The sequence below is a fragment of the Streptomyces sp. G45 genome, assembly GCF_049542095.1.
Classification (GTDB): domain Bacteria; phylum Actinomycetota; class Actinomycetes; order Streptomycetales; family Streptomycetaceae; genus Streptomyces.
Genome location: NZ_JBMUZU010000001.1, coordinates 7706538 through 7732500 on the forward strand (window position 1 = coordinate 7706538; position 25963 = coordinate 7732500).

General features: G+C 72.7%; 19 protein-coding genes and 1 pseudogene (1 of these 20 running past the window's edge). 10 read left to right on the top strand and 10 right to left on the bottom strand.

All coding sequences use genetic code 11. From position 1 onward, the window contains the following. Positions 1-144: 144 nt before the first annotated feature. Positions 145-564: a bifunctional 3-phenylpropionate/cinnamic acid dioxygenase ferredoxin subunit gene (locus ACOBQU_RS32735; RefSeq protein WP_423632167.1), complete on the top strand. Its 420-nt coding sequence runs from the start codon at positions 145-147 to the stop codon at positions 562-564. Continuing rightward, positions 561-2276 (top strand): FAD-dependent oxidoreductase, encoded by a 1716-nt coding sequence (locus ACOBQU_RS32740; protein WP_423632169.1) that lies wholly within the window; start codon positions 561-563, stop codon positions 2274-2276. Before ACOBQU_RS32735 ends, ACOBQU_RS32740 begins: the two co-directional genes overlap by 4 nt. Here ACOBQU_RS32740 and ACOBQU_RS32745 read toward each other — a convergent pair. Together ACOBQU_RS32745 and ACOBQU_RS32750 are read right to left on the bottom strand one after the other, a co-directional pair. Next, the gene (locus ACOBQU_RS32745; RefSeq protein ID WP_423634864.1) at positions 2258-2923 is read right to left on the bottom strand and encodes a hypothetical protein; all 666 of its coding nucleotides are present in this window, start codon (positions 2921-2923) and stop codon (positions 2258-2260) included. The two genes, ACOBQU_RS32740 and ACOBQU_RS32745, sit on opposite strands and share 19 nt — an antisense overlap. Positions 2924-3113: 190 nt before the next feature. Next, positions 3114-3590, bottom strand: coding sequence for a hypothetical protein (locus ACOBQU_RS32750; protein ID WP_423632171.1), 477 nt, complete (start codon positions 3588-3590; stop codon positions 3114-3116). A gap of 251 nt (positions 3591-3841) precedes the next feature. Here ACOBQU_RS32750 and ACOBQU_RS32755 point away from each other — a divergent pair, with 251 nt between their 5' ends. The 5 genes and pseudogenes from ACOBQU_RS32755 to ACOBQU_RS32775 all read left to right on the top strand — a co-directional run bounded on the left by ACOBQU_RS32755 (position 3842) and on the right by ACOBQU_RS32775 (position 12177). Beyond that, positions 3842-6976: a nitrate- and nitrite sensing domain-containing protein gene (locus tag ACOBQU_RS32755; protein WP_423632173.1), complete on the top strand. Its 3135-nt coding sequence runs from the start codon at positions 3842-3844 to the stop codon at positions 6974-6976. Further along, entirely contained in the window at positions 6973-7413 is a 441-nt protein-coding gene (locus tag ACOBQU_RS32760; RefSeq protein WP_423632175.1) for a roadblock/LC7 domain-containing protein, read from the top strand. Before ACOBQU_RS32755 ends, ACOBQU_RS32760 begins: the two co-directional genes overlap by 4 nt. A 98-nt stretch (positions 7414-7511) precedes the next feature. After that, positions 7512-7852: pseudogene (locus tag ACOBQU_RS32765) on the top strand (DUF742 domain-containing protein). Between the two features lie 45 nt (positions 7853-7897). After that, positions 7898-11575, top strand: coding sequence for a hydantoinase B/oxoprolinase family protein (locus ACOBQU_RS32770; protein WP_423632177.1), 3678 nt, complete (start codon positions 7898-7900; stop codon positions 11573-11575). Then, entirely contained in the window at positions 11572-12177 is a 606-nt protein-coding gene (locus ACOBQU_RS32775; protein ID WP_423632179.1) for a GTP-binding protein, read from the top strand. Before ACOBQU_RS32770 ends, ACOBQU_RS32775 begins: the two co-directional genes overlap by 4 nt. 244 nt (positions 12178-12421) lie before the next feature. Here the strand turns inward: ACOBQU_RS32775 and glpK are convergent, their stop codons facing one another. From glpK to ACOBQU_RS32800, 5 genes are all read right to left on the bottom strand, one after another. Further along, positions 12422-13975: a glycerol kinase GlpK gene (gene glpK, locus ACOBQU_RS32780; protein WP_423632181.1), complete on the bottom strand. Its 1554-nt coding sequence runs from the start codon at positions 13973-13975 to the stop codon at positions 12422-12424. 62 nt (positions 13976-14037) lie between these two features. After that, positions 14038-14790: an MIP/aquaporin family protein gene (locus ACOBQU_RS32785; protein ID WP_423632183.1), complete on the bottom strand. Its 753-nt coding sequence runs from the start codon at positions 14788-14790 to the stop codon at positions 14038-14040. A 538-nt stretch (positions 14791-15328) separates the two neighbouring features. Further along, positions 15329-16519 carry a lipid-transfer protein gene (locus ACOBQU_RS32790; RefSeq protein WP_423632185.1) on the bottom strand — a complete coding sequence of 397 codons (1191 nt, stop codon included), beginning with the start codon at positions 16517-16519 and terminating at the stop codon, positions 15329-15331. Continuing rightward, positions 16516-16941: a Zn-ribbon domain-containing OB-fold protein gene (locus tag ACOBQU_RS32795; RefSeq protein ID WP_423634866.1), complete on the bottom strand. Its 426-nt coding sequence runs from the start codon at positions 16939-16941 to the stop codon at positions 16516-16518. The genes ACOBQU_RS32790 and ACOBQU_RS32795 overlap by 4 nt, the downstream gene beginning before the upstream one ends. 118 nt (positions 16942-17059) lie before the next feature. Next, positions 17060-17884: a M15 family metallopeptidase gene (locus ACOBQU_RS32800; RefSeq protein WP_423632187.1), complete on the bottom strand. Its 825-nt coding sequence runs from the start codon at positions 17882-17884 to the stop codon at positions 17060-17062. Between the two features lie 71 nt (positions 17885-17955). Between ACOBQU_RS32800 and ACOBQU_RS32805 the strand changes: the two genes are divergently transcribed. Further along, positions 17956-18489, top strand: a complete 534-nt coding sequence (locus ACOBQU_RS32805) for an NUDIX domain-containing protein (protein WP_423632189.1) — start codon at positions 17956-17958, stop codon at positions 18487-18489. Between the two features lie 37 nt (positions 18490-18526). On the opposite strand, the gene ACOBQU_RS32810 is transcribed toward ACOBQU_RS32805, so the two are convergent. Further along, on the bottom strand, positions 18527-20923 hold the full coding sequence (locus tag ACOBQU_RS32810) for a TIM-barrel domain-containing protein (RefSeq protein WP_423632191.1): 2397 nt from the start codon (positions 20921-20923) through the stop codon (positions 18527-18529). Positions 20924-21134: 211 nt separating this feature from the next. Between ACOBQU_RS32810 and ACOBQU_RS32815 the strand changes: the two genes are divergently transcribed. Together ACOBQU_RS32815 and ACOBQU_RS32820 are read left to right on the top strand one after the other, a co-directional pair. Continuing rightward, the gene (locus tag ACOBQU_RS32815) at positions 21135-23117 is read left to right on the top strand and encodes an acetoacetate--CoA ligase (protein WP_423632193.1); all 1983 of its coding nucleotides are present in this window, start codon (positions 21135-21137) and stop codon (positions 23115-23117) included. Positions 23118-23195: 78 nt separating this feature from the next. Beyond that, a complete protein-coding gene (locus ACOBQU_RS32820) occupies positions 23196-24089 on the top strand; it encodes a hypothetical protein (RefSeq protein WP_423632195.1) in 894 nt (297 codons plus the stop codon). 80 nt (positions 24090-24169) lie between these two features. On the opposite strand, the gene ptsP is transcribed toward ACOBQU_RS32820, so the two are convergent. Together ptsP and ACOBQU_RS32830 are read right to left on the bottom strand one after the other, a co-directional pair. Then, positions 24170-25840, bottom strand: a complete 1671-nt coding sequence (ptsP, locus tag ACOBQU_RS32825; RefSeq protein WP_423632197.1) for a phosphoenolpyruvate--protein phosphotransferase — start codon at positions 25838-25840, stop codon at positions 24170-24172. Positions 25841-25921: 81 nt separating this feature from the next. After that, positions 25922-25963, bottom strand: the 3' end of a protein-coding gene (locus tag ACOBQU_RS32830) for a PTS sugar transporter subunit IIA (protein ID WP_423632199.1). Its footprint extends 408 nt past the window's final position; 42 of the gene's 450 nt are visible here — the last part of the coding sequence; its start codon lies beyond the right edge, outside the window; it ends in the stop codon at positions 25922-25924.

Sequence of the window (25963 nt, forward strand, 5' to 3'; positions counted from 1 at the left end):
CCTTCCCACCGGATTCTGTTGCGCATAGCACTCTCTGGTGCGCCATATGAAACTTCATGTTACCGAAGAGTCCCGCCCGAAACGGCCTCGGAACGGGCCGGGCATTCCACGAGACATCCCACGCGACACTCCAGAGGGGGGCCCATGATTCCCGCGATTCCCGTCTGCCGCCTCGAAGACCTCCCCGCGGGCGAAGCCGTCCGTCTCGACACCACACCGCCCGTGGCGGTGTTCAACGCCGACGGTGCGCTGTACGCCGTCGACGACACCTGCAGCCACCAGGACGCGTCCCTCTCCGACGGCTGGCTCGAAGGCTGCTTCGTCGAATGCCCGCTGCACGCCGCGTCGTTCGACCTGCGGACCGGGCAACCGGCGTGCCTGCCCGCGCGCCGCCCGGTGCGTACCCATCGGGTGACCGTCGTGGACGGGGTGATCCACGTCCACCTCGCGCTCACGGACGCGCCAGCGGCGGCGCGCGACACGGGCGCCGCGGCTGCCATGACGGGCTCCACCGTGGGCACTGCGGGCACCCCGGGCTCGGTAGCGGGCGGCTCCGCCGCATGACGGGCCGGGGGAGTGCGGGCGGACTCGCCACCGTCACCGTAGTGGGCGCGTCCCTCGCCGGTCTCCACGCGGCCCGCGAACTGCGCGCCCAGGGCTACGACGGCCGCCTGGTGGTCGTCGGCGCGGAGCCCCACGCTCCGTACGACCGCCCGCCCCTGTCCAAGGGCTTCCTCACCGGCGCCAGTCCGGAGGCCTCGCTCGCCCTGACCGACGGGGAGGAGATGGCTGCCCTCGACGCCGAGTGGCGGCTCGGCGTCGCCGCGTCCGCGCTCGACCCACGCGACCGCGCCGTCCTCCTCTCGGACGGCCGCAGGGTCCCCACTGACGGCGTGGTCATCGCGACCGGCGCCACGGCCCGCCCGCTGCCCGGGCCGCGCTACGCGGGCGTGCACACCCTGCGCACCCTCGACGATGCCCGCGCCCTGCGCGGCGAACTGACCAACGGCACGCGGCGCGTCGTGATCATCGGCGGCGGCTTCATCGGAGCGGAAACCGCCTCCTCCTGCGTGGCGCTCGGCCACCACGTCACCGTCGTCGAGGCCGCACCGCTACCCCTCGTCCCGCAACTCGGCCCGGACATGGCCGCCTTCTGCGCCGACCTGCACCGCCGGGGCGGAGCCCGGCTGCTCACCGGCACGAGCGTGGCGCGCCTGCGCTCCACCACGGGTGGGACGAGCCCGCACCCTGGCGCGGACGCCGGGCGCACACCCCTTGGCCCCCTTGGCGCGGACGCCGTGCGCACACCCCTTGGCTCCCTTGGCGCAGACACGACGCTTCCGTACTCCGGCGCCGGTCCGGCACCTCTGCTGCCCGACGCAGATCCGGCACCCCTTCGCATCAGCGCAGACCCGGCACCCCTGCTCCCCGGCACAGGTTCGACACCCCCTCGCACCGGCGCCGGTCCGGCACTCCTTCCCGCCAACTCGGGAGCGCCGGACCGCCCCGAAGCGCCAGGCCGTGTCACCGCCGTCGAGTTGGCCGACGGCCGTCTCCTCCCCGCCGACGTGGTCGTCGTCGGCATCGGCGCGCTGCCCAACACCGCCTGGCTCGCGAACTCCGGGCTCCCACTGCGCGACGGCGTCCTGTGCGACGAGGGCTGCGTCACCCCGCTGCCGCAGGTGGTCGCTGTCGGCGACGTCGCCCGCGTCAACGGCGCCCGGGCCGAGCACTGGACCAGCGCCACCGAACAACCCCGCGTCGCCGTACGGAACTTGCTCGCCGGGCACACCGTCGAGTCCGTCACCGCACTGCCCTACTTCTGGTCCGACCAGTACGGCTCCCGCATCCAGTTCGCCGGGCACCGCCATCCCGACGCCACCGTCCGCGTGGTGGAGGGCGACCCCGGTGAGGGTGCCTTCCTCGCCGTGTACGAACACGAGGGGAGACCGACGGCTGCCTTGGCGGTCGACCTCCCGCGCCCGTTCCTCCGCGTATGGCGTGAACTGCGGGCTCGTCACGCGGCTGTCGCCGGAGGCGGTGACCGGTCGCCGGGCGGGCGGGCTGAACCGTACGAGGTCAGGGGGGCGTTGGGCTCCCGGACGGCGCAGGCTCGTGCCGGACCGGGCGGGCTCGTGAGCCGGGGCCGGGAGCCCAGGGCCGGGGGCCGGACTCAAGAGGGCGGAGGCCTGGATCCCCGCAGGGGCAGGAGGTCAGGCGGCGGCCGTGGCGCGAGGGCGGCGGGACGGGGCACGCGTCAGGAGTGGGACAGCTGACGGGCCCCGCCCCGCCCCCGTATGCCTTCCTTCGTGCGGGCGGCCGCACGGGCTTGGCGGCGGGCCCGGCGCCGCTCACGGCGCAGTTGGCGTGCCGTGCTGCTGGGCGCTGAGACGACGCCGTTGCGCTGGTTCCACACCTGGCGGGTGACCCATACGTCAAGGACGCCCCACGTGGCCACAACCGTGCTGGCCACGCTGCTGAGGATCATCGGGAAGGCCAGCCAGGACTCGGCCAGCGCGCAGAAGAACGCCGTCATCGCCTGCGTGAGCGTCAGCGCGACGATGAGCACGGCCCGGACGGCCGCCGTGCGCACCGGGTCCGGGAGCCGCGGTCGGCCCGCGGGCTCCTCGACCCACAAGGGGCGCCTCTGCTGCTCGTACACGGAATCCTCCTGGCCGATGGCCCACGCGGCCCCGTCGGCGCCCGTGCCTCTGGTGCCCCTGGTACGACCGGCGGTCTCGGTGACCCGTGCGGCCCGGGCGCCCCCCGTGGCTCCGCTGCGCTCAGCGGTCCCGGCGGCCCCAGCGCCCCTGTGGGCGCCCGCGGTGCGACCGGCGGCCCCGACTTGGCCGTTGTCCCCGGTTGCCCCGGCCCCGCGAGAGGCGCCGCTGGCCGCGCGCGTCTCCTTGTCCCCGCTTCGTATCGCCAACTCCGCACCCGTCCGCCCGCGTTGGTCCCGAGCCCGTCGATCCGTGTCCGTCACGCGCGCCACGGGTGTCCCGTGGCGCTCAGTCGTGCCCATCCCTCGTCCCTCCCCCGCTGTCGTGCGTCGCGTCGCGGATGCCGGGAGCCCTCATGGCCGACTCCCTCCTTGCTGCCCTTTTTGCTGTGCTTTATTCCGTGTCGCTGAGGTGCTCCCGCGCTGCGTGTGCCACTCTCCACTCTCCGTATTCAACCTGGCTTCGCGCAAAGCGAATCGGCGGTATCGCGTCTGGCCGCTCGGTGTGGCCGAGGTGCCCCCGCCGCGCTGCCTCGGTCGCCACCGCGCGTCCACCCCTCCCCGCACCCGTCTCGCCTCGCTCGTACTGCTCGTATTGCCCGTACTGCTCAATCCACCCAAGCCGCTCGACCCGCTCAAGCCGCTCGACCCGCCCAACTTGCTCAACCCGCTCGTACAGATCGACGAACGAACCCCGTCGAAGATTCCCACGGCGACCGACAACGCGTCCGCCCACGGTGAACGCCATGACGAACTCCCTGGCGAACTCCACGGCGAACGATCCGGCTGGCTTCACGGCGTACTCCACGGCGAACTCCACGACGTACTCCATGGCGCACCGCGCGGCGAACTCCGCGGTGATCTGCGGCACGCGGCGAACACTTCCGGCCAACTGGCGCCACACGCACGGACGATGAGTCGGTCCGGCCCGTTCCCTCTGCGGGAGACAATCTCCCGCAATGGGCGGACAACGCCGGACGCAGCTTTCGCGTCACGGCTGAAAAGCACCCGGACGCGCCTTCGAGTTGCTCCTGTGTCAGTAGTAGGCTCGCGCCGTTTGTTGACGCACATGCGTGCCCCCGGTCGACGCGCGGCCGCGAGGGGCCCGATCTGGGGGAGGCCATGCGCTTTCGCGGGAAGTCAATCCGCCGGAAGATCGTGGCATTGCTGCTCGTGCCGCTGGTGTCCCTCACGGCGATCTGGGGCTTCGCCACCTTCCTCACCGGGCGCGAGGCCAACAAGCTCATCGACACCGCGTACATCATCGACGACCTCGCCAAGCCCATCCAGGACACGGCGCACGTCGTCCAGGAGGAGCGGCGCCAGACCCTCGCCTACCTCGCGGACCCCCGCGCCTCGGACGCGCTGGCCGAGCTGCGCAGCGCCCGCAGGGCCACCGACGAGATGGTCGCCAAGGTGAAGTCCAAGGCCGCCAGCTCCGACTCCCGCGACGTCCTCGACGGCCGCTCGGCGGACCGCCTGGCCGTCGTCCTGGACGCCTTCGACAGCATTGACGCGCTGCGCCGCACCGTCGAGCAGGGCACCATCAGCCGCGAGAAGGCGCTGAAGATGTACACGCGCCTGATCGACCCCTGCTACGGCTTCCTCACCACGCTCAACGCGCTCGACGACGTGAGCATCACCGCGCAGAGCCGCGCGCTCGTCGGCGTCGACCAGGCCCGCGAACTCCTCGCCCGCGAGGACGCGTTGCTCGGCTCGGCCCTGCTCGTACGCACGGTCACCAAGAGCGAGATCCGCCAGGTCGCCGACCTGATGGCGCAGCGCACCCTGCTTCTGGACACCAGCCTCGCGCAGCTCCCCGACGACGAGCGTGCCCGCTACGAGCGCTACTGGAACGGCGCGGAGACGGCCCGCCTGCGCGACGCCGAGCGCACCCTGGTGGAGTCCGGCCCCGGCACCCCGCGCGCGGTCACGTCGTCCGACTGGAACCGGGAGTCCGGCAAGGTCCTCCTCGGCCTGGAGGAGCGCAACGACGCCGCCATCGAGCGACTGCGCGACCGGGCCCGCCCGGAGGCCGTCAGCGTGATCGTGCAACTGGCCGTGGCGGGCGTGGTCGGCCTCCTCGCGGTCCTCGTCTCCGTCTTCCTGTCCGTACGCATCGGCCGCGGCCTCATCCGCGACCTGCGCCGACTGCGCCTGGAGGCCCACGAGGCGTCGGGCGTCCGGCTCCCGGGCCTGCTGCGGCGCCTCGCGGCGGGCGAGCAGGTCGACGTGGAGACCGAGGCGCCCCGCCTGAGCTACGAGAAGGACGAGATCGGGCAGGTCGGCCAGGCGCTCAACACCCTTCAGCGCGCGGCCGTGGAGGCCACGGTGAAACAGGCCGACCTGCGGCGCGGCGTCTCCGAAGTGTTCGTGAACCTCGCCCGCCGCAGCCAGGTGCTGCTGCACAAGCAGCTCACGCTCCTCGACACCATGGAGCGCAGGACCGAGGACTCCGACGAGCTCGCCGACCTGTTCCGCCTCGACCACCTGACCACCCGCATGCGGCGGCACGCCGAGGGCCTGGTCATCCTCTCCGGAGCGGCGCCCTCCCGGCAGTGGCGCAAGCCCGTCCAGCTGATGGACGTCGTCCGCGCCGCCGTCGCCGAGGTCGAGGACTACGAGCGCATCGAGGTGCGTCGGCTGCCGCGCATCGCCGTCACCGGCCCGGCCGTCGCCGACCTCACCCACCTCCTCGCCGAACTCCTGGAGAACGCCACGGTGTTCTCGCCCCCGCACACCGCGGTGCAGGTCCTCGGCGAGCACGTCGCCAACGGCTTCACCCTGGAGATCCACGACCGGGGCCTCGGCATGGCCTCCGAGGCGCTCCTGGACGCCAACCTGCGCCTCGCCGAGACACCCGAGTTCGAACTGTCCGACACCGACCGGCTCGGCCTGTTCGTGGTCAGCCGCCTCGCCCAGCGCCAGCGCGTGCGCGTGTCCCTGCAGCCCTCTCCGTACGGAGGCACCACCGCCGTCGTCTTCATCCCGGAGTCGCTGCTCACCGACGACGTGCCCGACACCGGAGGCGTCGGCTTCCGTCTCGACCGGCCCGGGCCCGCGACGTCCGTGGGCGGCGACACCAGGGGCGACCGCGCCACCGCCCTCGCACACGTGCCCGCCGAACTGCCCGGCCTGCCCGCGTCGCTCCTGGACGGCCCCGTCGAGCTTGAGGCCCCGGTGGGCATGGCGGGCCTCGACACCTTCCCCGGAGCGCTGGAGGACGAGGACAGCGAGCGCGGCGGGCTGTTCCGGCCGCGCCGCCGCAGCTCCGAAGGCGCGGGCGAACAGCACCAGCAGGCGCGCGACACCCGCGAACCGGGCGTCGGCGAGCCCGCCCGCACCGGCGACCCCGCGGGCCACGCCGTCCCGGACATCGACGTCTCCGTAGACGACGACTTCACCCCCGGGGACGCGATGCCGCTGCCCCGCCGCCGCGCCCCGAAGCTCGTCTCCTCGCACGGCCGTCGCGTCGGCCCCACCCGCCCCCGAAGCTCCGACGACACCGACTCCGTGAACGCCCGGGACACGGCGAGCGACGACGGCCGTGGCTCGCGCGACACCGGCGGCGGACGCCCCGGCCGAGGCCCCGCACGGGAGACCCGCCTCACGGGCCCGTCGGCCCTCGACACCCGCAGGACCCCGCCTCCCACGCGCGGCGGACCCGACAAGCGCGGCCTCGGCGCCGGCGCCCCCGGCACCCTCGGCGCGAGCGACCGCGCGGGCTTCGACCTGCCGCGCCGCCCACGGACCGACACCACGTGGCCCGACGCGCCCGCGCCCGGCCCGACCGGGACCGGCCCGACCGGGACCGGATCCCCGTCCGAACCGCCGCTCCTGCCCAGGCGCCGCCCGGCGACGGACGCGCCCCGGCCCACCACCCGCACGGAACCAGCGCCTGGTGCGGACCGGGCGGCAAGGACGGACACAGAACCCATGGACCGGGCCGCAGGCAGCATCGGCACGCCGTCCCGCCCGGCGGCGCAGGACCCCGCGCCCACCCTCGGCGGCCTGCCGCGCCGGGTCCGGCAGGCGAGCCTCGCCCCGCAGCTCAAGGAGGGCCCCGCGAGCCGCACGGAGCGCGGCGGAGCCCCGGCCGCGCCCGGCGGGCCCGAGGAGCGCGACGCCGACGAGGTACGCAGTCGCATGGCCTCGCTCCAGCGCGGCTGGCAGCGGGGACGTGAAGAGAATGCCGCGGGCGACAGCGCCCCCGACGGCACAGCACCAGGAACGACATCTGAGGGGGACGGTCGATGACCGCACCGAAGGCCGACACACGCGCCACCACGACCGGGGCGCCGGGCGAGCTGAACTGGCTCCTCGACGACCTGGTGGAGCGTGTCGGCAGCATCCGCAAAGCGCTCGTGCTCTCCGGAGACGGCCTGCCCACGGGCGTGTCCAAGAACCTGACCCGTGAGGACAGCGAGCACCTGGCCGCCGTCGCGTCCGGCTTCCACAGCCTCGCCAAGGGCGTGGGGCGCCACTTCGACGCGGGCAAGGTCAGGCAGACGGTCGTCGAGCTCGACGACGCGTTCCTGTTCGTCACGGCGGCGGGCGACGGCAGCTGCCTCGCCGTCCTCGCGGACGCGGACTCCGACGTCGGTCTGGTGGCGTACGAGATGACGCTGCTGGTCAAGAGGGTGGGTGTGCACCTGGGTTCGGCGCCGCGCACCGACCTGCCCACGGGAGGGTAGTGGGAGGTCATGAGCGACGACGGTCGGTCCCCCAGGCCCCCCAGTCCGCCCAGGCTTCCCAGTCTGCGCACCGCTGGTTCGACGACGACGCCGGACCGGTGGTGCGTCCGTACGCCATGACGCGCGGCCGCACCACCAGCCCGGGCCAGCACCGCCTCGACCTGATCGCGGTCGTGGTGGCGGAGTCCCGCGTCGACGACACGGAGGCCGACCAGACCCTGTCACCGGAGCACGTGGACATCGTCGACCTGTGCCGGGACAGCCCGCAGTCCGTCGCGGAACTCGCCGCGGAACTCGACCTTCCGATCGGTGTCGTCCGCGTCCTGATCGGGGACCTCGTCCACGACCGACTGGTGCACGTGACCCGTCCCGTACCCCCGCCGAGCTGCCGGACGAGAGTATTCTGCGCGACGTGATCGACGGCCTCCGGGCGCTCTAGACAGCTCTCAACAGCTCTGAACAGCGCGGAAGCGGGGATTGAGACGTGACAGGCTGGCAGTTCTGGGTCGACAGGGGAGGCACGTTCACCGACGTCGTCGCGCGCCACCCGGACGGCCGTCTCCTCACCCACAAGCTCCTGTCGGACAACCCCGCGCGCTACGCCGACGCGGCGGTCGCGGGCATCGCCCAGCTCCTGGCCGACGCGGGCGCCCTGGACCCCGACGACCTCGACCCGGGCGACCGCGACGACCTCCGCGCGAAGCTGGGCACCGTCCCCATCGACGCCGTCCGCATGGGCACCACCGTCGCCACCAACGCCCTCCTGGAACGCAAGGGCGAACCCACGGTGCTGGTCATCACCCGAGGCTTCCGCGACGCCCTGCGCATCGCCTACCAGAACCGCCCGCGGATCTTCGCCCGCCACATCACCCTGCCCGAGGACCTGTACGCCCGAGTAGTCGAAGTTGACGAGCGCGTCGCCGCGGATGGGGAAGTCCTGCGCGCGCCCGACCTGGAGGCGCTGGCCGGACCGCTGCGGGAGGCCTATGACGCCGGGATCCGCGCCGTCGCCGTCGTCTGTCTGCACAGCCATCTCCACCCCGCCCACGAGCGGGCCGTCGGCGCCCTCGCTCGCCGCCTGGGCTATCCGCAGATCTCGCTGTCCAGCGAGGTCAGCCCCCTGATGAAGCTCGTCCCCCGCGGCGACACCGCCGTCGTCGACGCCTACCTCTCGCCCGTCCTGCGCCGCTACGTCCAGCACGTCGCCGACGAACTCCGGGGCGTGCGGCTGATGTTCATGCAGTCCAACGGCGGGCTCGCCGAAGCCGGGCAGTTCCGCGGCAAGGACGCCATCCTGTCCGGGCCCGCGGGCGGCATCGTCGGCATGGCCCGCATGTCGAAGCTCGCCGGGTTCGACCGGGTCATCGGCTTCGACATGGGCGGCACGTCCACCGACGTGTCGCACTACGCGGGGGAGTACGAGCGGGTCTTCACCACGCGGATCGCGGGCGTGCGGCTGCGCGCCCCGATGCTCGACATCCACACCGTCGCCGCGGGCGGCGGCTCCGTGCTGCACTTCGACGGCAGCCGCTACCGCGTGGGCCCCGACTCTGCGGGCGCCGACCCGGGCCCGGCCTGCTACCGGGGCAGCGGCCCGCTGACCGTCACCGACGCCAACGTCGCCCTGGGGCGCATCCAGGCCGCCCACTTCCCCGCGGTGTTCGGCCCCGACGGCGACCAGCCCCTCGACGACGCGCTCGTCCGCGACCGCTTCGCCGCCCTCGCCCGCGAGATCACCGACGCCACCGGCGACGACCGCACCCCGGAGCAGGTCGCCGAGGGCTACCTCCAGATCGCCGTCGCCAACATCGCCGCCGCCGTCAAGCGGATCTCCGTCCAGAAGGGCCACGACGTCACGCGCTACGCCCTGACGACGTTCGGCGGCGCGGGCGGGCAGCACGCCTGCATGGTCGCGGACTCACTCGGCATCCGCACCGTCCTCGTACCCCCCATGGCCGGGGTCCTTTCCGCCCTCGGCATCGGGCTCGCCGACACCACGGCGATGCGCGAGCAGTCCGTGGAGGCGCCCCTGGAGGCGTCCTCGATGGCCCGCGTCCGCAAGACCGCCGACGACCTGGAGGCGGCGGCCACCGCCGAACTCCTCGACGAGGACGTGCCCGCCGACCGCATCGAGGTCACGCGCCGCGCCCAACTGCGCTACGACGGCACCGACACGACCCTCACCGTGGAGCTCACCGAGCCGGACGCCATGACCCGCGCCTTCGAAGAGCGCCACCGCGCCACCTACTCGTTCACCCTGGACCGCCCCGTCATCGTCGAAGCCCTCTCCGTGGAGGCCACCGGCCGCACCGAGCCCCCCGACCTGTCGGTGCTCGGCGGCGCCGCCTCCCGTGGCGCCGCGCGGACCGTGCGCCTGCACACCGGGGGCGCCTGGCGCGACGTGCCGCTGCACCGCCGCGAGGACCTGCCGCCCGGCGAGACCGTCACCGGGCCCGCGATCATCACGGAGGCCAGCGCCACGACCGTCGTGGACGACGGCTGGCGGGCGGCCATGACCGACGACGGGCACCTGGTCATGGAACGGGTCGAGGAGCCCCCGAGTTCCCGCGCGGACACCCGGGCCGACCCGGTCCTGCTCGAAGTCTTCAACAACCTGTTCATGTCCATCGCCGAACAGATGGGCGCCCGCCTGGAGTCCACCGCCCAGTCGGTCAACATCAAGGAGCGGCTCGACTTCTCCTGCGCCCTGTTCGACCCGGACGGCAACCTCGTCGCCAACGCCCCCCACATCCCCGTCCACCTGGGGTCCATGGGCACCAGCGTCAAGGAGGTCATCCGCCGCCGCGGCGACGCCATGCGACCCGGCGACGCCTACGCGGTCAACGACCCCTACCACGGAGGCACGCACCTCCCCGACGTCACCGTCATCACCCCGGTCTTCGACACCCCGGGGGAGCGGATCCTGTTCTACGTAGCGTCGCGCGGCCACCACGCGGAGATCGGCGGCATCGCGCCGGGCTCCATGCCCGCGCACAGCCGCACCATCGACGAGGAGGGCATCCTCTTCGACAACTGGCTCCTGGTGGAGGCGGGCCGCTTCCGCGAGGCCGAGACCCTGCGGCTGCTGACCGAGACCCGCTACCCCTCCCGCAACCCCGCCACCAACCTCGCCGACCTGCGCGCCCAGATCGCCGCCAACCAGAAGGGCGTCGACGAGGTCGCCCGCATGATCGACACCTTCGGCCTCGACGTCGTCCAGGCCTACATGCGACACGTCCAGGACAACGCCGAGGACGCGGTACGGCGCGTCATCGACGCCCTGGAGGACGGGGCGTACGCGTACGAGACCGACTCGGGCGCCACCATCCGCGTCCGCGTCACCGTGGACCGCGAACAGCGCACCGCCACCGTGGACTTCACCGGCACCTCCGCCCAACTGGACAGCAACTTCAACGCGCCGTTCGCCGTGGTCAACGCCGCCGTCCTGTACGTCTTCCGCACCCTGGTGGACGACGACATCCCCCTGAACGACGGCTGTCTGCGCCCCCTGCGCGTGATCGTGCCGCCCGGCACGTTCCTGTCGCCCCAGCCGCCCGCGGCCGTCGTCGCGGGCAACGTGGAGACCTCGCAGGCCATCACCGGCGCCCTGTACGCGGCGCTCGGCGTGCAGGCGGAGGGCTCCGGCACGATGAACAACGTCACCTTCGGCAACGACCGGTACCAGTACTACGAGACCGTGGCCTCCGGCTCCGGAGCGGGCGACGGGTTCCACGGGGCGTCCGTCGTCCAGACCCACATGACCAACTCGCGCCTCACCGACCCCGAAGTCCTGGAGTGGCGGCTGCCCGTCCTCCTGGAGGAGTTCGCGGTACGGCGCGGCAGCGGCGGCGACGGCCGCTGGCGCGGCGGGGACGGCGCGGTACGCCGCATCCGCTTCCGCGAGCCCATGACCGTCTCCACACTGTCCCAGCACCGCAGGGTGCCGCCCTACGGCATGGCGGGCGGCGAGCCCGGCGCGCTCGGCTCGGGCCGCCTGGAGCGCGCCGACGGAACCGTCACGCGGCTCGACGGCAGCGACTCCGTAGACGCGGGTCCCGGCGACGTCCTCGTGATCGAAACCCCCGGAGGCGGCGGGTACGGGCGCCGCCCGGCCGACGCACGCGATACCCCAGATGACGGACTCAGGAGTAGAGAGCAATGATCTTCAAGCGTTCTGAGCGCGGAGCGGCCCCCGTCGAGCCGGTCACGCTGAAGATCCTGGTGGCGGGCGGCTTCGGCGTGGGCAAGACGACGCTCGTCGGCGCGGTCAGCGAGATCCGGCCGCTGCGCACGGAGGAGACGCTCAGCGAGGCGGGCCGTCCGATCGACGACATCAACGCCGTGCCGGGCAAGCACACCACCACCGTGGCCATGGACTTCGGCCGGATCACGCTCCGCGACGACCTGGTGCTGTACCTCTTCGGCACACCCGGCCAGGACCGCTTCTGGTTCCTGTGGGACGAGCTGGCGACCGGCGCGCTCGGCGCCGTGGTCCTCGCCGACACCCGTCGCCTGGAGGACTGCTTCGCCGCCGTCGACTACTTCGAACGCCGCTCCATACCCTTCGTCGTCGGCGTCAACTGCTTCGAAGGCGCGACCCGCTACCCCGAAGACGAGGTGCGCCAGGCCCTGGACCTCGACAGCGCCACCCCCTTGGTGCTGTGCGACGCCCGGGAGAAGGACTCCGTCAAGGAGGTCCTCATCGACGTCGTCGAGCACGCCATGGCGATCGGCTCCGCCGCCCGGGAACCGGTCACCACCTGAGGCACCCGACCGGCCGCGCCGGAGCCGACGCGCACCACCCGGCGCGTGCGACCCGCGCGAGCGCCGTCCGTTCGTCCTTCACTGTTGGCGCGAGGCCGCGCCCCTGCGGCGCGAGGCCCGCACGTTTGCGGCGCGCGGCCCGTACCCTCGCCGACCGGGGTACGAGCCGCGGCCTCATCGCACCCGCACGTGCCATCGGCCACTACCACGCGCGCGTGCCGCCCTTCGGCTGCGCCATGCCCGCTCAGCCGGGGTCGCCGTCGCCGGAGTCCGAGGCGGCGCTGCCCTCCTCCTCGTGCCAGCCCAAGCTGCGATCCACCGCCTTGCGCCAGTTGCGGTACTCGCGGTCGCGCTCCTGCTGCCCCATGCGGGGCGTCCACTCGGCGTCGCGCTGCCAGTGGCCCTTCAGCTCGTCCAGGTCGTGCCACACGCCCGTGGCGAGCCCCGCGGCGTACGCGGCGCCCAGGCACGTCGTCTCGGCGATCCTCGGGCGGATCACGGGCACGCCGAGCACATCGGCCTGGTGCTGCATCAGCAGATTGTTCTTGGTCATCCCGCCGTCCACCTTCAAGGTGGTGATCCGCACCCCGGAGTCCTGGTACATGGCGTCCACGACCTCACGGGTCTGCCAGCTCGTCGCCTCCAGGACGGCACGCGCCAGGTGCGCCTTGGTGACGTACCGCGTGAGCCCGGTGACGACGCCGCGGGCGTCGGAGCGCCAGTACGGGGCGAACAGGCCGGAGAACGCGGGCACGATGTACGCGCCGCCGTTGTCGTCCACGCTGGCCGCGAGCGTCTCAATCTCGTCGGCGCTGCGGATGATGCCCAGCTGGTCGCGGAACCACTGCACCAGGGCTCCGGTGATCGCGATGGACCCCTCCAGGCAGTAGACGGGCGCCTCTGTGCCGATCTTGTAGCCCATCGTGGTGAGCAGCCCGCTCTTCGAAGGCACGGGCCTGTTCCCCGTGTTGAGCAGCAGGAAGCTGCCCGTTCCGTAGGTGTTCTTGGCGGTGCCCGTGTCGTAGCAGGCCTGGCCGAAGACCGCGGCCTGCTGGTCGCCGAGCGCGGATGCCACCGGCACTCCGGAGAGCTGCCCGACAGCCGTGCCGTACACCTCGGCCGACGACCTGATCTCCGGGAGGACCGCCTCCGGGACGTTCATCACCGACAGGATCGACGGGTCCCACTGGAGGGTCTCCAGGTTCATCAGCATGGTGCGCCCGGCGTTGGTGACGTCCGTGACGTGGACGCCGCCGTCGGTGCCGCCGGTGAGGTTCCAGATGAGCCAGGAGTCGATGGTGCCGAAGGCGATGTCGCCGCGCTCGGCGCGGGCCCTGAGTCCGGGGACGTTGTCGAGCAGCCAGGCCGCCTTGGGGCCGGAGAAGTAGCTCGCCAGGGGCAGGCCCGTCCGCTCGCGGAACCGGTCCTTCCCGTCGGCACCGCCCAGTTCGGTGCAGAGCGCCGACGTACGCGTGTCCTGCCAGACGATGGCGTTGTGCACGGGCTTGCCCGTGGAGCGGTCCCACAGGACCGTCGTCTCCCGCTGGTTGGTGATGCCGAGGGCGCTGAGCTGGTCCGCCCGCAGCCCGGCCTTGGCGAGGGCACCGGCCACCACGGCCTGCACCTTGGACCAGATCTCCATGGCGTCGTGCTCCACCCAGCCGGGCTTGGGGAAGATCTGCCGGTGCTCGCGCTGGTCGACGGCGACGACGGCGCCGTCCCGGTCGAAGATGATGCAGCGGCTCGAAGTGGTGCCCTGGTCGATCGCGGCGACGAATTTCTCGGAGCTGTCCGTCATGGCTACTCCCGCTCGGAAGGCTTCAGAGGGCTCAGGGCGCAGAGTCCCAAGGGGGCAGGGGCTCAGAAGGCTGCGTTGTAGATCAGGCCCGCGAGGGCGCCGCCGATCAGCGGTCCGGCCACCGGCACCCAGGCGTAACTCCAGTCTGACGTGCCCTTGTTGGGGATCGGCAGGAACTGGTGCACGATGCGCGGGCCGAGATCGCGGGCCGGGTTGATGGCGTACCCGGTCGGGCCGCCGAGCGACAGGCCGATGCCGACGACCAGGAAGGCGACGATCAGGGTCTGGGTGCCGGACTCGCCGAGGCCCTTGGTGAGCCCGAACGCCAGGATGGGCAGCACCAGGCCGATGGTCCCGATGACCTCGGTCAGCAGGTTGGCGACCGGGTTCCGGATCTCGGGGATGGTGGAGAAGATGCCGAGCGTCGGCGTGGGTTCCCCGGTCCCCGCGCCGCCCCTGACACCGCCCGGCACGTTGGCGTGGAACTGCGCGAAGTACGTGAGGTAGGCGAGGACGGCGCCCAGCATCGCGCCGACCATCTGGCCCGCCAGGTAGAGCCAGACCTTGCTCCACTCGCCGGTGTCGATGGCGATGCCGAGGGTGACGGCGGGGTTGAGGTGCCCGCCGGACAGCGGCGCCGCGGTGTACGCGCCCGCCATCACACCGAAGCCCCAGCCGAAGGCGATGACGAGCCACCCGGACGCCTTGGCCTTCGAGTGGTTGAGCGTGACGGCGGCGCACACTCCGGCGCCGAAGAGAATCAGGATGGCGGTGCCGATGACCTCACCGACGAAGATGTCCCCGTTCGCATGCATGGCGGCTCCTAGGCCCTCGCCCGGGGCGAGCGGCCCCGGAACTCCGTGCAGGGTGCGTTTCCACGACTGCTGCCCGGTCACGGACGGCGGCGTCCACCGGCGGCGAGGGGCTCCCGCGCCCCGTTGGGCCCCGGCGGTCAGCGTGCCGTCACAGTCGCATCGCCCATGGGGGGATGACCCGTTGAACAGGCCCTTGTGGGCAGAGCCTGGGGAGCACACGGGCCCTGAGCGGCAGGGAGCCGACGAGCGGCGATGCCGACTGACACCGGGAAGTGTTCACCGGCGGTGATGGAGCGTCAAGGTCGCCGACACCACGGGTTAACCGGTGCGACGCCTTCCCCCGCCGAGCGCCCCACTCGTCTCGGGCACGCCGCCCACCCGTCTCAGGGCGCGCCGCCGCACTCGGCTGGGGGCGCTCTCTCCGTCTGGAGGCGCGCCGCCCCACCCTGCCTGAGGGCGCGCCCGCGCACGCGCCCGCCGAGCGCCACTGTGCGCCGTGCCGCCCTACCTCACCTGCCGAGGGGCTGCCCCCGCCGTCTCACCGCACCGCGATCACCGAGGATCCGTGTCCGAAGAGCCCCTGGTTCGCGGTAATGCCGACGCGCGCCCCCTCGACCTGGCGCGCGCCCGCCGTGCCCCGCAACTGCCAGGTCAGCTCGCACACTTGGGCGAGGGCCTGGGCCGGGACGGCCTCTCCGAAGGAGGCGAGTCCGCCGCTGGCGTTCACGGGGACGCGCCCGCCGAGCGCCGTGGCCCCGGAGCGCAGCAGCTTGGCGCCCTCGCCCTCGTCGCACAGGCCCAGGTCCTCGTACCACTGGAGCTCCAGGGCCGTCGACAGGTCGTACACCTCCGCCAAGGAGAGGTCGTCCGGGCCGATGCCCGCCTCCTCGTACGCGGTGTGCGGGACCGACGCCCGGAAGGTCCGGTCACTGGGTGACACGGCGGCGGCCGAGTCGGTGGCGATGTCCGGGAGGTCCAGGACCGCGTTCGGGTACGTCGGTGTGACGGTGGACACCGCGCGGATGCGCACCGGGTGGGCGGCTCCGTGCCGCCGGGCGTACTCCACGGTGGACAGCACGAGCGCCGCCCCGCCGTCCGAGGTCGCGCAGATGTCGAGCAGCCGCAGCGGGTCGGCGACCACGGCCGAGGCAGCCACCTCGTCGGGGGTGACGGCCGTGCGGTAGCGCGCGTACGGATTGAGCGCCCCCGCGGCCGCGTTCTTCACCTTGACCTGGGCGAAGTCCTCCAGCGTGTCCCCGTGCACGGCCATCCGGCGGCGGGCGTAGATCGCGAAGTACGCGGGATTCGTGGCGCCGAGGACGCGGAAGCGGAGCCAGTCCGGGTCTTCCGGGCGATCGCCTCCCGCGGGCCGGAAGAACCCCTTCGGGGCCGCGTCGGCGCCGACGACCAGAACGACCTCGGCGAGCCCCGCGAGGAGGTGCGCGCGGGCCGTCTGGATCGCCTGCGCTCCGGAGGCGCACGCCGCATACACGCTCGCCACGCGCGCGCCCTGCCAGCCCAGGGCCTTCGCGAACGTCGCCCCGGCCACGTACCCCGGATAGCCGCCGCGGACCGTGTCCGCGCCGACGATCGTGTCCACGTCCCGCCAGTCGACACCGGCGTCCGTCAGCGCGGCGCGGGCCGCCGCCACCCCGTACGCGACGAAACCGCGCCCCCACTTGCCCCAGGGGTGCAGGCCCACGCCCAGCACCGCCACGTCGTCCGTCATGCCCTCACCCCCAGGGGCCGCCAGTGCCAGGTCGTCCAGACCGTCTTCTCGTCCTCATGGAGCACGCCTGGGACGACCTCCACCTCCATGCCCACCTCAAGGTCGGCGACGGTCACCCCTGGGGCCGCCTGGCCGAGCACCACCATGCGCTCGGCCTCCAGCTCCGCGGCGATCAACGTGTAGGGGCGCCAGGGGAGTTCCGGGTCGGACACATAGGGCGGGGGCGGGCGGTAGCGACCGTCGGTGTAGGACCACACCCGCCCACGCCGCGACAGGGGCACCTCCAGGAGTTCGTCACCCCCGCACCCGGGATTGCGGCAGAAGCCGTCCTCACGCGGGAAGAAGACCGCGGCGCACCGCGCGCACCGCGTGCCCAGCAGCCGGAAGCCGTCTCCCTCCCCGGCGAACCAGTCGGCCACCACAGGTGTACGCGTCCGCGACAAGGCTCCTCCAGCCCACTGGATCTGACGGTACGTCAGGAGTGTGGCACGGGAAGCGGCACGGCGTCAGCCCCAGGCCGCTCCCCGTAAGGCCCTTGACTTACCGGAGTCCCTCGACTTGGAAGTGGGGCAGGGAGCGCCGCGACACAGGGAAGTCGAAGTACGTGTCCGGGAACGGCTCAGGCTTGTACGTGAAGTGCCACCACTCCTCAGGAAGATTGACGAAGCCAAACTTGACCAGTGCGCCGCGCAGGAGATCGCGGTGAGCGCGCTGCACCCCGGTGATCCGGGGATCGTCGGTGTGGGAGAGCGTGTCGAAACAGTCGTACCCCGTGCCCATGTCCACGGAGTTGTCCGGGAACCGCTCCTCCTGGGGCGCGTAGCACGGCGTGAGGGGCTCACCAGGGACGTACGGGCGAGTGGGCGGGGCCGGAAGCCTCACGATCGTCAAGTCGACCGTCGAGCCACGGCTGTGACCGGACTTCTCGGCGATGTACCCGTCCTCGAACAGCCTCGACTTGTCGACTCGCGGATAGAACTCCTCCTTCATCCGCTCGTCCCGCAGGTCCTCGGCCCAGCGCACGAAGTGGTCCACCGCCCGCTGCGGCCGATAGCAGTCGTACACCTTCAGCGAGTACCCCCGGCGCAGCAGCGTCCGCTGCGCCTTGCGCAGGGCCCTCGCCGCGGGTTCGGTGAGCAGGCACATCGGTGCGCGGTACCCGGTCACGCGCTCACCCACGAAGTTGTGCGGAGTGAAGTACCGGATCTCCTGAATGATCGTCGGATCCACGTCCCGCAACGCGACGAAGCCGTCCGGAGCGCGGGGCTCGGGGCGCGCCTGGGCGGGCGAGGGGGCCGCGGCCACCGCGAACAGGGCGACGGCGGCGACGGCGAGCTTCCGCAGAGCGGGTCCATATGCGGTCATGTCCGTGCGTCTATCAGCAACCGGGCACTCCGCGGAAGACCGACGCCCGCGGATCGGCTACAGTCCGCCGCGTGTCCCCAACCGAACACTCCACCAACTCCGCACCGGATTCCCACTGCTCGACCTGCGGCACCCGCTACGCGGACCACGTGACCGGCTGGCCCCGCACCTGCGCCGCCTGCGCGACCGTGGCCTACCGCAATCCGCTGCCCGTAGCCGTGGCCCTCCAGCCGGTGTACGACACGAAGGGCACCGCCCTCGTCATCGTGACCCGTTCCATCGCCCCCGCACGCGGGGGCACCGCCCTGCCGGGCGGCTACGTGGACCACGGGGAGGACTGGCGGCACGCCGTCGCCAGGGAACTCAAGGAAGAGACCGGCATCAGCGCCGCGAGCCGCGACGTGCGCATCGTCGAGGCCCTCAGCTCGCCCGACGGGCACCTGCTCCTGTTCGGGCTGCTCCCCGAGCGCCCCGCTGCCGACCTGCCCCAGTCCCAGCCCACGGACGAGACCGAAGGCTGGGAACTGCTGTACCGGCCCGCCGAACTCGCCTTCCCCCTGCACACCTCGGTGGTGCGGGCCTGGTTCGAGGGTCGCTACATCTGACTCCGCCGCGACGGCGTCACCGGGGCGTACCCGGTCACTACGGAGAGGCCTGCTCCGGCGCTCGGGGCGCCCCCGGCGCGTCGAGCCCGAGCACCCGCACTGGGTACTCCACCGCTGCCTCATCCTCGCCGTCCCGCTCCACCAGCACCCGGCCGTCGCTCCAGCGCACCGCGAAGCGCTGGAGCTCCGGCTCGTCCCATCCGTCGCCCGGGTCCGGGATCACCAGGCCGCCACCGGCGCGCCCCGGCCCGGGCGCCCACACGTCGAGCGCGAGCCGCCCGTCCGCACCCCGCACGGGCAGCACCGACCCGGCACGCGCCAGTACGGGGATACGGGACAGCGGGGCATCCACGCTGACCTGCCCCGGCCCTTCGTAGGCGCGGCCCGTCACCGTGTCGTACCACCGCCCCGGAGGCAGCCGCACCTCCCTGCGCGTCACCCCCTGGGACAGCACCGGAGCCACCAGGAGGCAGTCGCCGAGCAGGAAGGCGTCCTCGCAGTCCCGCAGCGCACGGTCCTCGGGACTGCCCCACCACAGCGGCCGCACGTACGGCGCCCCCGAACGCCGCGCCAGATGCGCCAGCGTCACGAAGTACGGCAACAGCCGCCGACGCTCGACCAGCGCCGCACGCGCGTGCTCCAGGACCTCAGGACCGAACTCCCACGGCTCCCTGCGCCCCGCCCGCAGCGCCGCGTGCGTACGGAACAGCGGCAGGTACGCGCCCAGTTGGAACCAGCGCAGATACAGCTCGGGCGAGGGACTGCCGTCGAAGCCGCCCACGTCGGGACCCGAGTACGGCACCCCGCACAGACCGAGGCCGAGCACCAGGGAGAGCGAGGCACGCAAACCCGGCCACCCCGTGGCCACATCACCCGACCACGTCCCTCCGTAGCGCTGCATTCCCGCCCAGCCGGAGCGCGAGAATAGGAACGGGCGCTCCCCGGGCCGCAGTTCACGCATCCCCTCGTAGCCCGCGCGCGCCATGCCGAGCGCGTACACGTTGTGCGCCTCCCGGTGGTCACCGCCCCGGCCGTCCAGGGCGTGCCGGGCCGACAGGGGCAACGTCGTCTCTCCGAAGGCGGCGAACGACACCGGCTCGTTCATGTCGTGCCAGAAGCCCGCGAAGCCCTGCGCGAGCCGCTCGTCGTACTGACCGCTCCACCACTTGCGCACCCGCCCCGCCGTGAAGTCGGGGAAGACCGCGTCACCGGGCCACACCACGCCCCGTACGACCCGACCCGCCGCATCCCGCACGAACGCGTCCGCCGCCGTCCCGCTGTCGTACACGGCGTTGCCCGGCTCCGCCTTCACCGCCGGGTCCACGATCGACACCAGGCGGATCCCGTCGCCCCGTAGATCGGCCGCCAGCTTGGGCAGCGAGGGGAACCGCTCCCGGTCGACCGTGAACACCTGGTGCGCGTCGAAGTGGTCGATGTCCAGATGGACGGCGTCCAGCGGCAGCCCGCGCTCCTGGTAGCCCGCGACGATCCGGCGCACCTCCCGCTCGCTGCCGAAGCCCCACCGCGCGTGATGATGCCCCAGCGCCCACGTGGGCGGCACCGCGGGCGCCCCCGTGAGCGACGCCCAGGAGTGCAGGACCCGCGCCGGGGCGCCCACCATGGCCCAGCACCGCAGCGGACCGCCCTCCATGCGCACCTCGCACGACCCCATCCGGTCGTGGCCCGACCCCGCCCCCTCCTCGCCCTCCCGCAAGGTCACCGTGCCGTCCCACGTGTTGTCGTGGAACACCAGGTGCGTGCCCCCGTCGGCGACCACGAGCTGCACCGGCATCGTGATGTACAGCGGATCGTCCCCGGGGCCGAACGAACCGCCCGGATCCGTGTTCCACAACACGTACGTGCCATTCCGTAGCCGTGGTCCCGCGGCGCGCCCGCCCAGCCCGAAGAACCGCGCGTCCGCCGCCACATGCGAGCGCTGCACCCAACGGGCCGTACCGCCCCCCACCGGCTCCCACCAGCGCGGCGGCAGGTCGCGCCGCAGCATCACCCCACCGGGGGTGCGCAGCTCCACCGCCCCGAGCCGCGAGACGACCACCGTCGCCCGCTCCGCCACCACCCGCCAGCCGCCCTCCTTGTCGGGCTCCAGAACGGCCCGCGGATCCGCCTCGGGGCTGCCACCCACAAGCGCGCTCGACGGCCCCGGCTCGGCCCCGTCCCAGCCCCAGAACACGGCACCGCCCGACGTGACCCGCACCCTCAGCTCCGACCGCGCGAACCGCACCACCCCGCCCCCGGGGCCCGGCTCGACCATCGTCACCGGACCCGGCGTACGCGCCCGCTCCGCACCCCGGGGAGCCAGCCCCACCGCGTCGACCCGCCGCCGACGCCACGCGGAACGCACCATGCGCACCCTCAGAGCCGCGTCCGACAAGTTGACCGCCTTCACCGAACGCACCAGGTCACGACCGTTCATGCTGCTCACCCTGCCACCGAAGACGCGACGGGTGTACCGCGTTCAACTGCCGTTCACCCAAGGCGGCCACCCGCACCACACCCGGCCGCCGCGCGGCACACCCTGGTGCGGAAGTCGATCACGTGGCATCGTCCTGTCAGCCGTGTCACGCGCACACCGAGCCCGTGCGCACGACAGACGCCCACGACGCGTACAGCCCAGGAGCAGCCCCATGTCCTCAGCGAATCCCTCGCCGCTCTGGCAGCCGGACCAGGAGCGGATCGCCGACGCACAGGTCACGCGCTTCCAGGCATGGGCGGCCGAGCACCACGGGGCCCCCGCCACCGGCGGCTACCCGGCGCTGCACCGCTGGTCCGTCGACGAACTCGACACCTTCTGGAAAGCCGTCACCGAATGGTTCGACGTGCGCTTCCACACCCCGTACACACGCGTGCTCGGCGACCGCTCCATGCCGGGCGCCGAGTGGTTCCCCGGCGCCACGCTGAACTACGCGGAGCACGCCCTGCGCGCCGCCGAGGACCCCGCCCGCGCCGACCACCCGGCCCTCCTGCACGTCGACGAGACGCACGAGCCCACCTCCGTCACCTGGGCCGAGCTGCGCCGCCAGGTCGGCTCCCTGGCGGCCGAACTGCGCGACTTGGGCGTCCGCCCCGGAGACCGCGTCAGCGGCTACCTGCCGAACATCCCGCAGGCCGTCGTCGCGCTCCTCGCCACCGCCGCCGTCGGCGCCGTCTGGACGTCCTGCGCCCCCGACTTCGGCGCCCGCAGCGTCCTCGACCGCTTCCAGCAGGTCGAACCCGTCGTCCTCTTCACCGTCGACGGCTACCGCTACGGAGGCAAGGAACACGACCGCCGCGACACCGTCGCCGAACTGCGCCGCGAACTGCCCACCCTGCGCGCCGTCGTCCACATCCCGCTGCTCGGCACGGACGCCCCCGAAGGCGCCCTGGAGTGGTCCGCCCTCACCACCGGGGACACGGCCCCCCTCTTCGAAGCGGTGCCCTTCGACCACCCCCTGTGGGTGCTCTACTCCTCCGGTACGACGGGTCTGCCCAAGGCCATCGTCCAGTCCCAGGGCGGCATCCTCGTCGAACACCTCAAGCAGGCCGGGCTGCACTGCGACCTCGGCCCCGACGACCGGTTCTTCTGGTACACCTCGACCGGCTGGATGATGTGGAACTTCCTCGTCTCCGGCCTGCTCACCGGCACCACGATCGTCCTGTACGACGGCAGCCCCGGCCACCCCGACACCGGCGCCCAGTGGCGCGTCGCCGAACGCACCGGAGCCACGCTCTTCGGGACGTCCGCCGCGTACGTCATGGCCTGCCGCAAGGCGGACGTGCACCCCGCGCGCGACTTCGACCTGTCCCGCGTGCGGTGCGTCGCCACCACCGGCTCACCGCTGCCGCCCGACGGATTCCGCTGGCTGCACGACGCGTTCGCCGAGGCGACCGGGCCCGTGTGGATCGCCTCCGTCAGCGGCGGCACCGACGTGTGCTCCTGTTTCGCGGGAGCCGTGCCGACGCTGCCCGTCCACATCGGGGAACTCCAGGCCCCCTGCCTCGGCACCGACCTCCAGGCCTGGGACCCCCAGGGCAAGCCCCTCGTCGACGAGGTCGGCGAACTCGTCGTCACCAACCCCATGCCCTCGATGCCGATCCACTTCTGGAACGACCCGAACGGCAGCCGCTACCACGACAGCTACTTCGACACCTACCCCGGCGTGTGGCGCCACGGCGACTGGATCACCCTCACCGCGCGCGGCTCCGTCGTCATCCACGGCCGCTCCGACTCCACGCTCAACCGCCAGGGCGTCCGCATGGGGTCCGCCGACATCTACGAAGCCGTCGAGCGCCTCCCCGAGATCCGCGAGTCCCTGGTCATCGGCGTCGAACAGCCCGACGGCGGCTACTGGATGCCGCTCTTCGTCCACCTCGCCCCCGGCGCCACCCTCGACGACGACCTGCGCGCCCGCATCAAGTCCACCATCCGCGAACAGCTGTCACCGCGCCACGTGCCCGACGAGGTCATCGAGGTCCCCGGCGTCCCGCACACCCTCACCGGCAAGCGCATCGAGGTCCCCGTCAAGCGCCTCCTCCAGGGCACCCCGCTCGACAAGGCCGTCAACGCGGGCTCGGTCGACAACGTCGAACTGCTCCACTTCTACGCGAACCTGGCCCGCGAGCGCGCCTGACCCCTCACGCTCCGCGGTCGTTGTCAGTGCCGTCGGTTACGTTGGGTGAGCACTGATCGACTGACCGCAGGGGGAACCATGGGGCACCACCAGCACGACACGATGCGACGCGCCCTGCGCCGCGAAGTCGCCGGAACCATCGGCCTGCTGGCCGACGAGGAGGACTTCGCGGCGATGCGCCGCTACCGCACCTTCACCTTCGACGACCACGTGACCTACCTCCAGCAGGTCGAGGGCCTGCTCAAGTCCCTCGCCGCACAAGGACGGCACACCAGCGTCGCGCTCTTCGACCCGACGGAGTACGAGGACTTCTGCGCCGACGCGGGCCTCGACCCGGACGCGCCCTCCAGCCGCACCCGCTTCACCGCGGAGCTGGCCACGTCCGGCCCGACCATCGCGTACGAGGGCCAGGACCTCACCGACCTCGTCCCCGACCTCGTCGACCAGACGGTCCGCCAGAGCACCTGGGAGTACGCGACCATGCTCCTGGCCCGCATCGGCGCCTGCGCCGAGTGCGGCGTGGACATCGGCCGCGCCGCCTTCGCCCGCGCGTCGGACCTGCTCATGCGCGTGATCGGGACGGCCGGTTCCGCCACCTGCCACCTGGTGTGCAGCGTCCCGAGCGACGGCCAGACACTGCTCGCCGCGCTGCACGTCACCTGCGACGCGGACGGCGGCTTCCAGCTGGACGAGAGCGCAGCGCTGGAGTTCACCACGGTCCTCGCGGTGGGCATCGCCACCCAGGGCCACGGCGGCCTCGTGATGCGCACCAGCGACATCGAAGGGGAGCGCGTGCGGGGCTGGCGCCTGGAAGGCGAGCGGCTGCACCCGCTGACCGCGGCGGAGGTCTTCGACGCCTACTGCACCGACGCCCAGTCAGGCGACCTCATCGCCCCGGAGTCAGGCGTCGACTACTGCGCGGCACCCGACCTGGGCGACGATGAAGAGCCCCACCAGGGGCACCACCACTGAACACTCGAGGGGCGCCCCACGCATGGTGGAGCGCCCCTCGGAAACGGCCGTGCCCGCTCAGGCCGCGGGCACCGCCCGGCTCACTCGCCGGACAGCACCGCCTGCGCGGCCTTACGGGCTTCCTCGGCGCTGTCCGCGGCCCGCGCGGCGGCCGCGGCACGCTCGCACTGAGCCAGCGTGTACTTGCCGAGCGTCGCCCGGACGTAAGGAATCGACGCGGCACCCATGGAGAGGGAGGTGACGCCCAGACCGGTCAGCACACAGGCGAGCAGCGGATCCGACGCCGCCTCACCGCAGACGCCACAGCTCTTGCCCTCGGCCTTGGCGGCCTCGGCCGACAGCGCGACCAGGTCGAGCAGCGCCGGCTGCCACGGGTCCTGAAGCCGGGACACCGCACCGACCTGCCGGTCGGCGGCGAAGGTGTACTGCGCCAGGTCGTTGGTGCCGAGCGACAGGAACTCGACCTCCTGGAGGATCGAGCGCGCCCGCAGCGCGGCGGAGGGAATCTCCACCATCGCGCCGAACTTGGCCTGGAGACCGGCCTCACGGCACGCGTCGGCGAACGCCTTGGCGTCGGCGCGGTCCGCGACCATCGGCGCCATGACCTCAAGGTAGACCGGCAGGCCCTCGGCGGCCTTGGCCAGCGCGGCCAGCTGCGTGCGCAGCACCTCCGGGTGCTCAAGCAGCGACCGCAGGCCCCGCACGCCCAGGGCGGGGTTCGGCTCGTCGGCGGGGGTGAGGAAGTCCAGCGGCTTGTCGGCACCGGCGTCGAGCACGCGCACGACGACCCGGCCCTCCGGGAAGGCCTCAAGAACCTTGCGGTAGGCCTCGACCTGCTTCTCCTCGCTCGGCGCCTTGGTGCTGTCGTCGAGGAAGAGGAACTCGGTGCGGAACAGGCCGACGCCCTCGGCGCCCGCCTCGACCGCCGCCGGTACGTCGGCGGGGCCGCCGACGTTCGCGAGCAGCGGCACCTTGTGCCCGTCGGAGGTGGCGCCGGGGCCGGTCGACGCGGCCAGCGCGGCCTTGCGCTCGGCGGCCGCGGCCTCCAGCTCGGCCCGCTTCTCCGGGGTCGGGTCCACGAAGATCTCACCGGTGCTGCCGTCCACGGCGATGACGGTGCCCTCTGCGAGCTCACCGGCGCCGGGCAGCGCGACGACGGCGGGCACGCCGAGCGCCCGCGCCAGGATCGCGCTGTGGCTGGTCGGCCCGCCCTCTTCGGTGACGAAGCCGAGCACGAGCGCCGGGTCCAGCAGGGCGGTGTCGGCGGGAGCCAGGTCACGGGCGATCAGCACGTACGGCTCGTCGCTGTCCGGCACGCCCGGCATGGGGACGCCCAGGAGGCGGGCGACGATACGATTCCGCACGTCGTCGAGGTCGGCGACGCGACCCGCCATGTACTCGCCCGCGCCCGCGAGCAGCTCGCGGTAGTGGGAGAAGGCGTCGTAGATGCCGCGCTCGGCGGTGCTGCCGACGGCGATCCGCCGGTCCACGTCCGCGATGAGGTCCGGGTCCTGCGCGATCATCGCTTGGGCCTCGAGCACCGCCTGGGCTTCGCCACCGGCCAGGTTGCCGCGCGCCATCAGGTCGGCCGCCACAGCCTCGACGGCCTGGCGAGCGCGCCCCTGTTCGCGCTCGGCCTCCTCCGCCGCAATCTGCTTGGCAGGCGGTTCGAGCACCGCCGTTCCCATGTGCCGAACCTCGCCGATCGCCACACCGTGGCTTACGCCGACGCCTCGCAGCGTTGTCTCCATTTCACCCGTCTCCGATAGTGCGACGGGCCCAGCCGTCGCGGTGGATGTCCTACCTGCCGTCGACCGCCGACGGCGCCGACGTCACTTCCAGGCGAAGAGCGCGTCGCCAGCCTTCACGTCGCC

Bases quoted from the DNA above. Each gene is read 5' to 3' on its own strand.
- ACOBQU_RS32735 (WP_423632167.1), top strand. From the start codon at position 145: ATGATTCCCGCGATTCCCGTCTGCCGCCTCGAAGACCTCCCCGCGGGC.
- ACOBQU_RS32740 (WP_423632169.1), top strand. From the start codon at position 561: ATGACGGGCCGGGGGAGTGCGGGCGGACTCGCCACCGTCACCGTAGTG.
- ACOBQU_RS32755 (WP_423632173.1), top strand. From the start codon at position 3,842: ATGCGCTTTCGCGGGAAGTCAATCCGCCGGAAGATCGTGGCATTGCTG.
- ACOBQU_RS32760 (WP_423632175.1), top strand. From the start codon at position 6,973: ATGACCGCACCGAAGGCCGACACACGCGCCACCACGACCGGGGCGCCG.
- ACOBQU_RS32775 (WP_423632179.1), top strand. From the start codon at position 11,572: ATGATCTTCAAGCGTTCTGAGCGCGGAGCGGCCCCCGTCGAGCCGGTC.
- glpK (WP_423632181.1), bottom strand. From the start codon at position 13,975: ATGACGGACAGCTCCGAGAAATTCGTCGCCGCGATCGACCAGGGCACC.
- ACOBQU_RS32785 (WP_423632183.1), bottom strand. From the start codon at position 14,790: ATGCATGCGAACGGGGACATCTTCGTCGGTGAGGTCATCGGCACCGCC.
- ACOBQU_RS32790 (WP_423632185.1), bottom strand. From the start codon at position 16,519: ATGACGGACGACGTGGCGGTGCTGGGCGTGGGCCTGCACCCCTGGGGC.
- ACOBQU_RS32800 (WP_423632187.1), bottom strand. From the start codon at position 17,884: ATGACCGCATATGGACCCGCTCTGCGGAAGCTCGCCGTCGCCGCCGTC.
- ACOBQU_RS32810 (WP_423632191.1), bottom strand. From the start codon at position 20,923: ATGAACGGTCGTGACCTGGTGCGTTCGGTGAAGGCGGTCAACTTGTCG.
- ACOBQU_RS32815 (WP_423632193.1), top strand. From the start codon at position 21,135: ATGTCCTCAGCGAATCCCTCGCCGCTCTGGCAGCCGGACCAGGAGCGG.
- ACOBQU_RS32820 (WP_423632195.1), top strand. From the start codon at position 23,196: ATGGGGCACCACCAGCACGACACGATGCGACGCGCCCTGCGCCGCGAA.
- ptsP (WP_423632197.1), bottom strand. From the start codon at position 25,840: ATGGAGACAACGCTGCGAGGCGTCGGCGTAAGCCACGGTGTGGCGATC.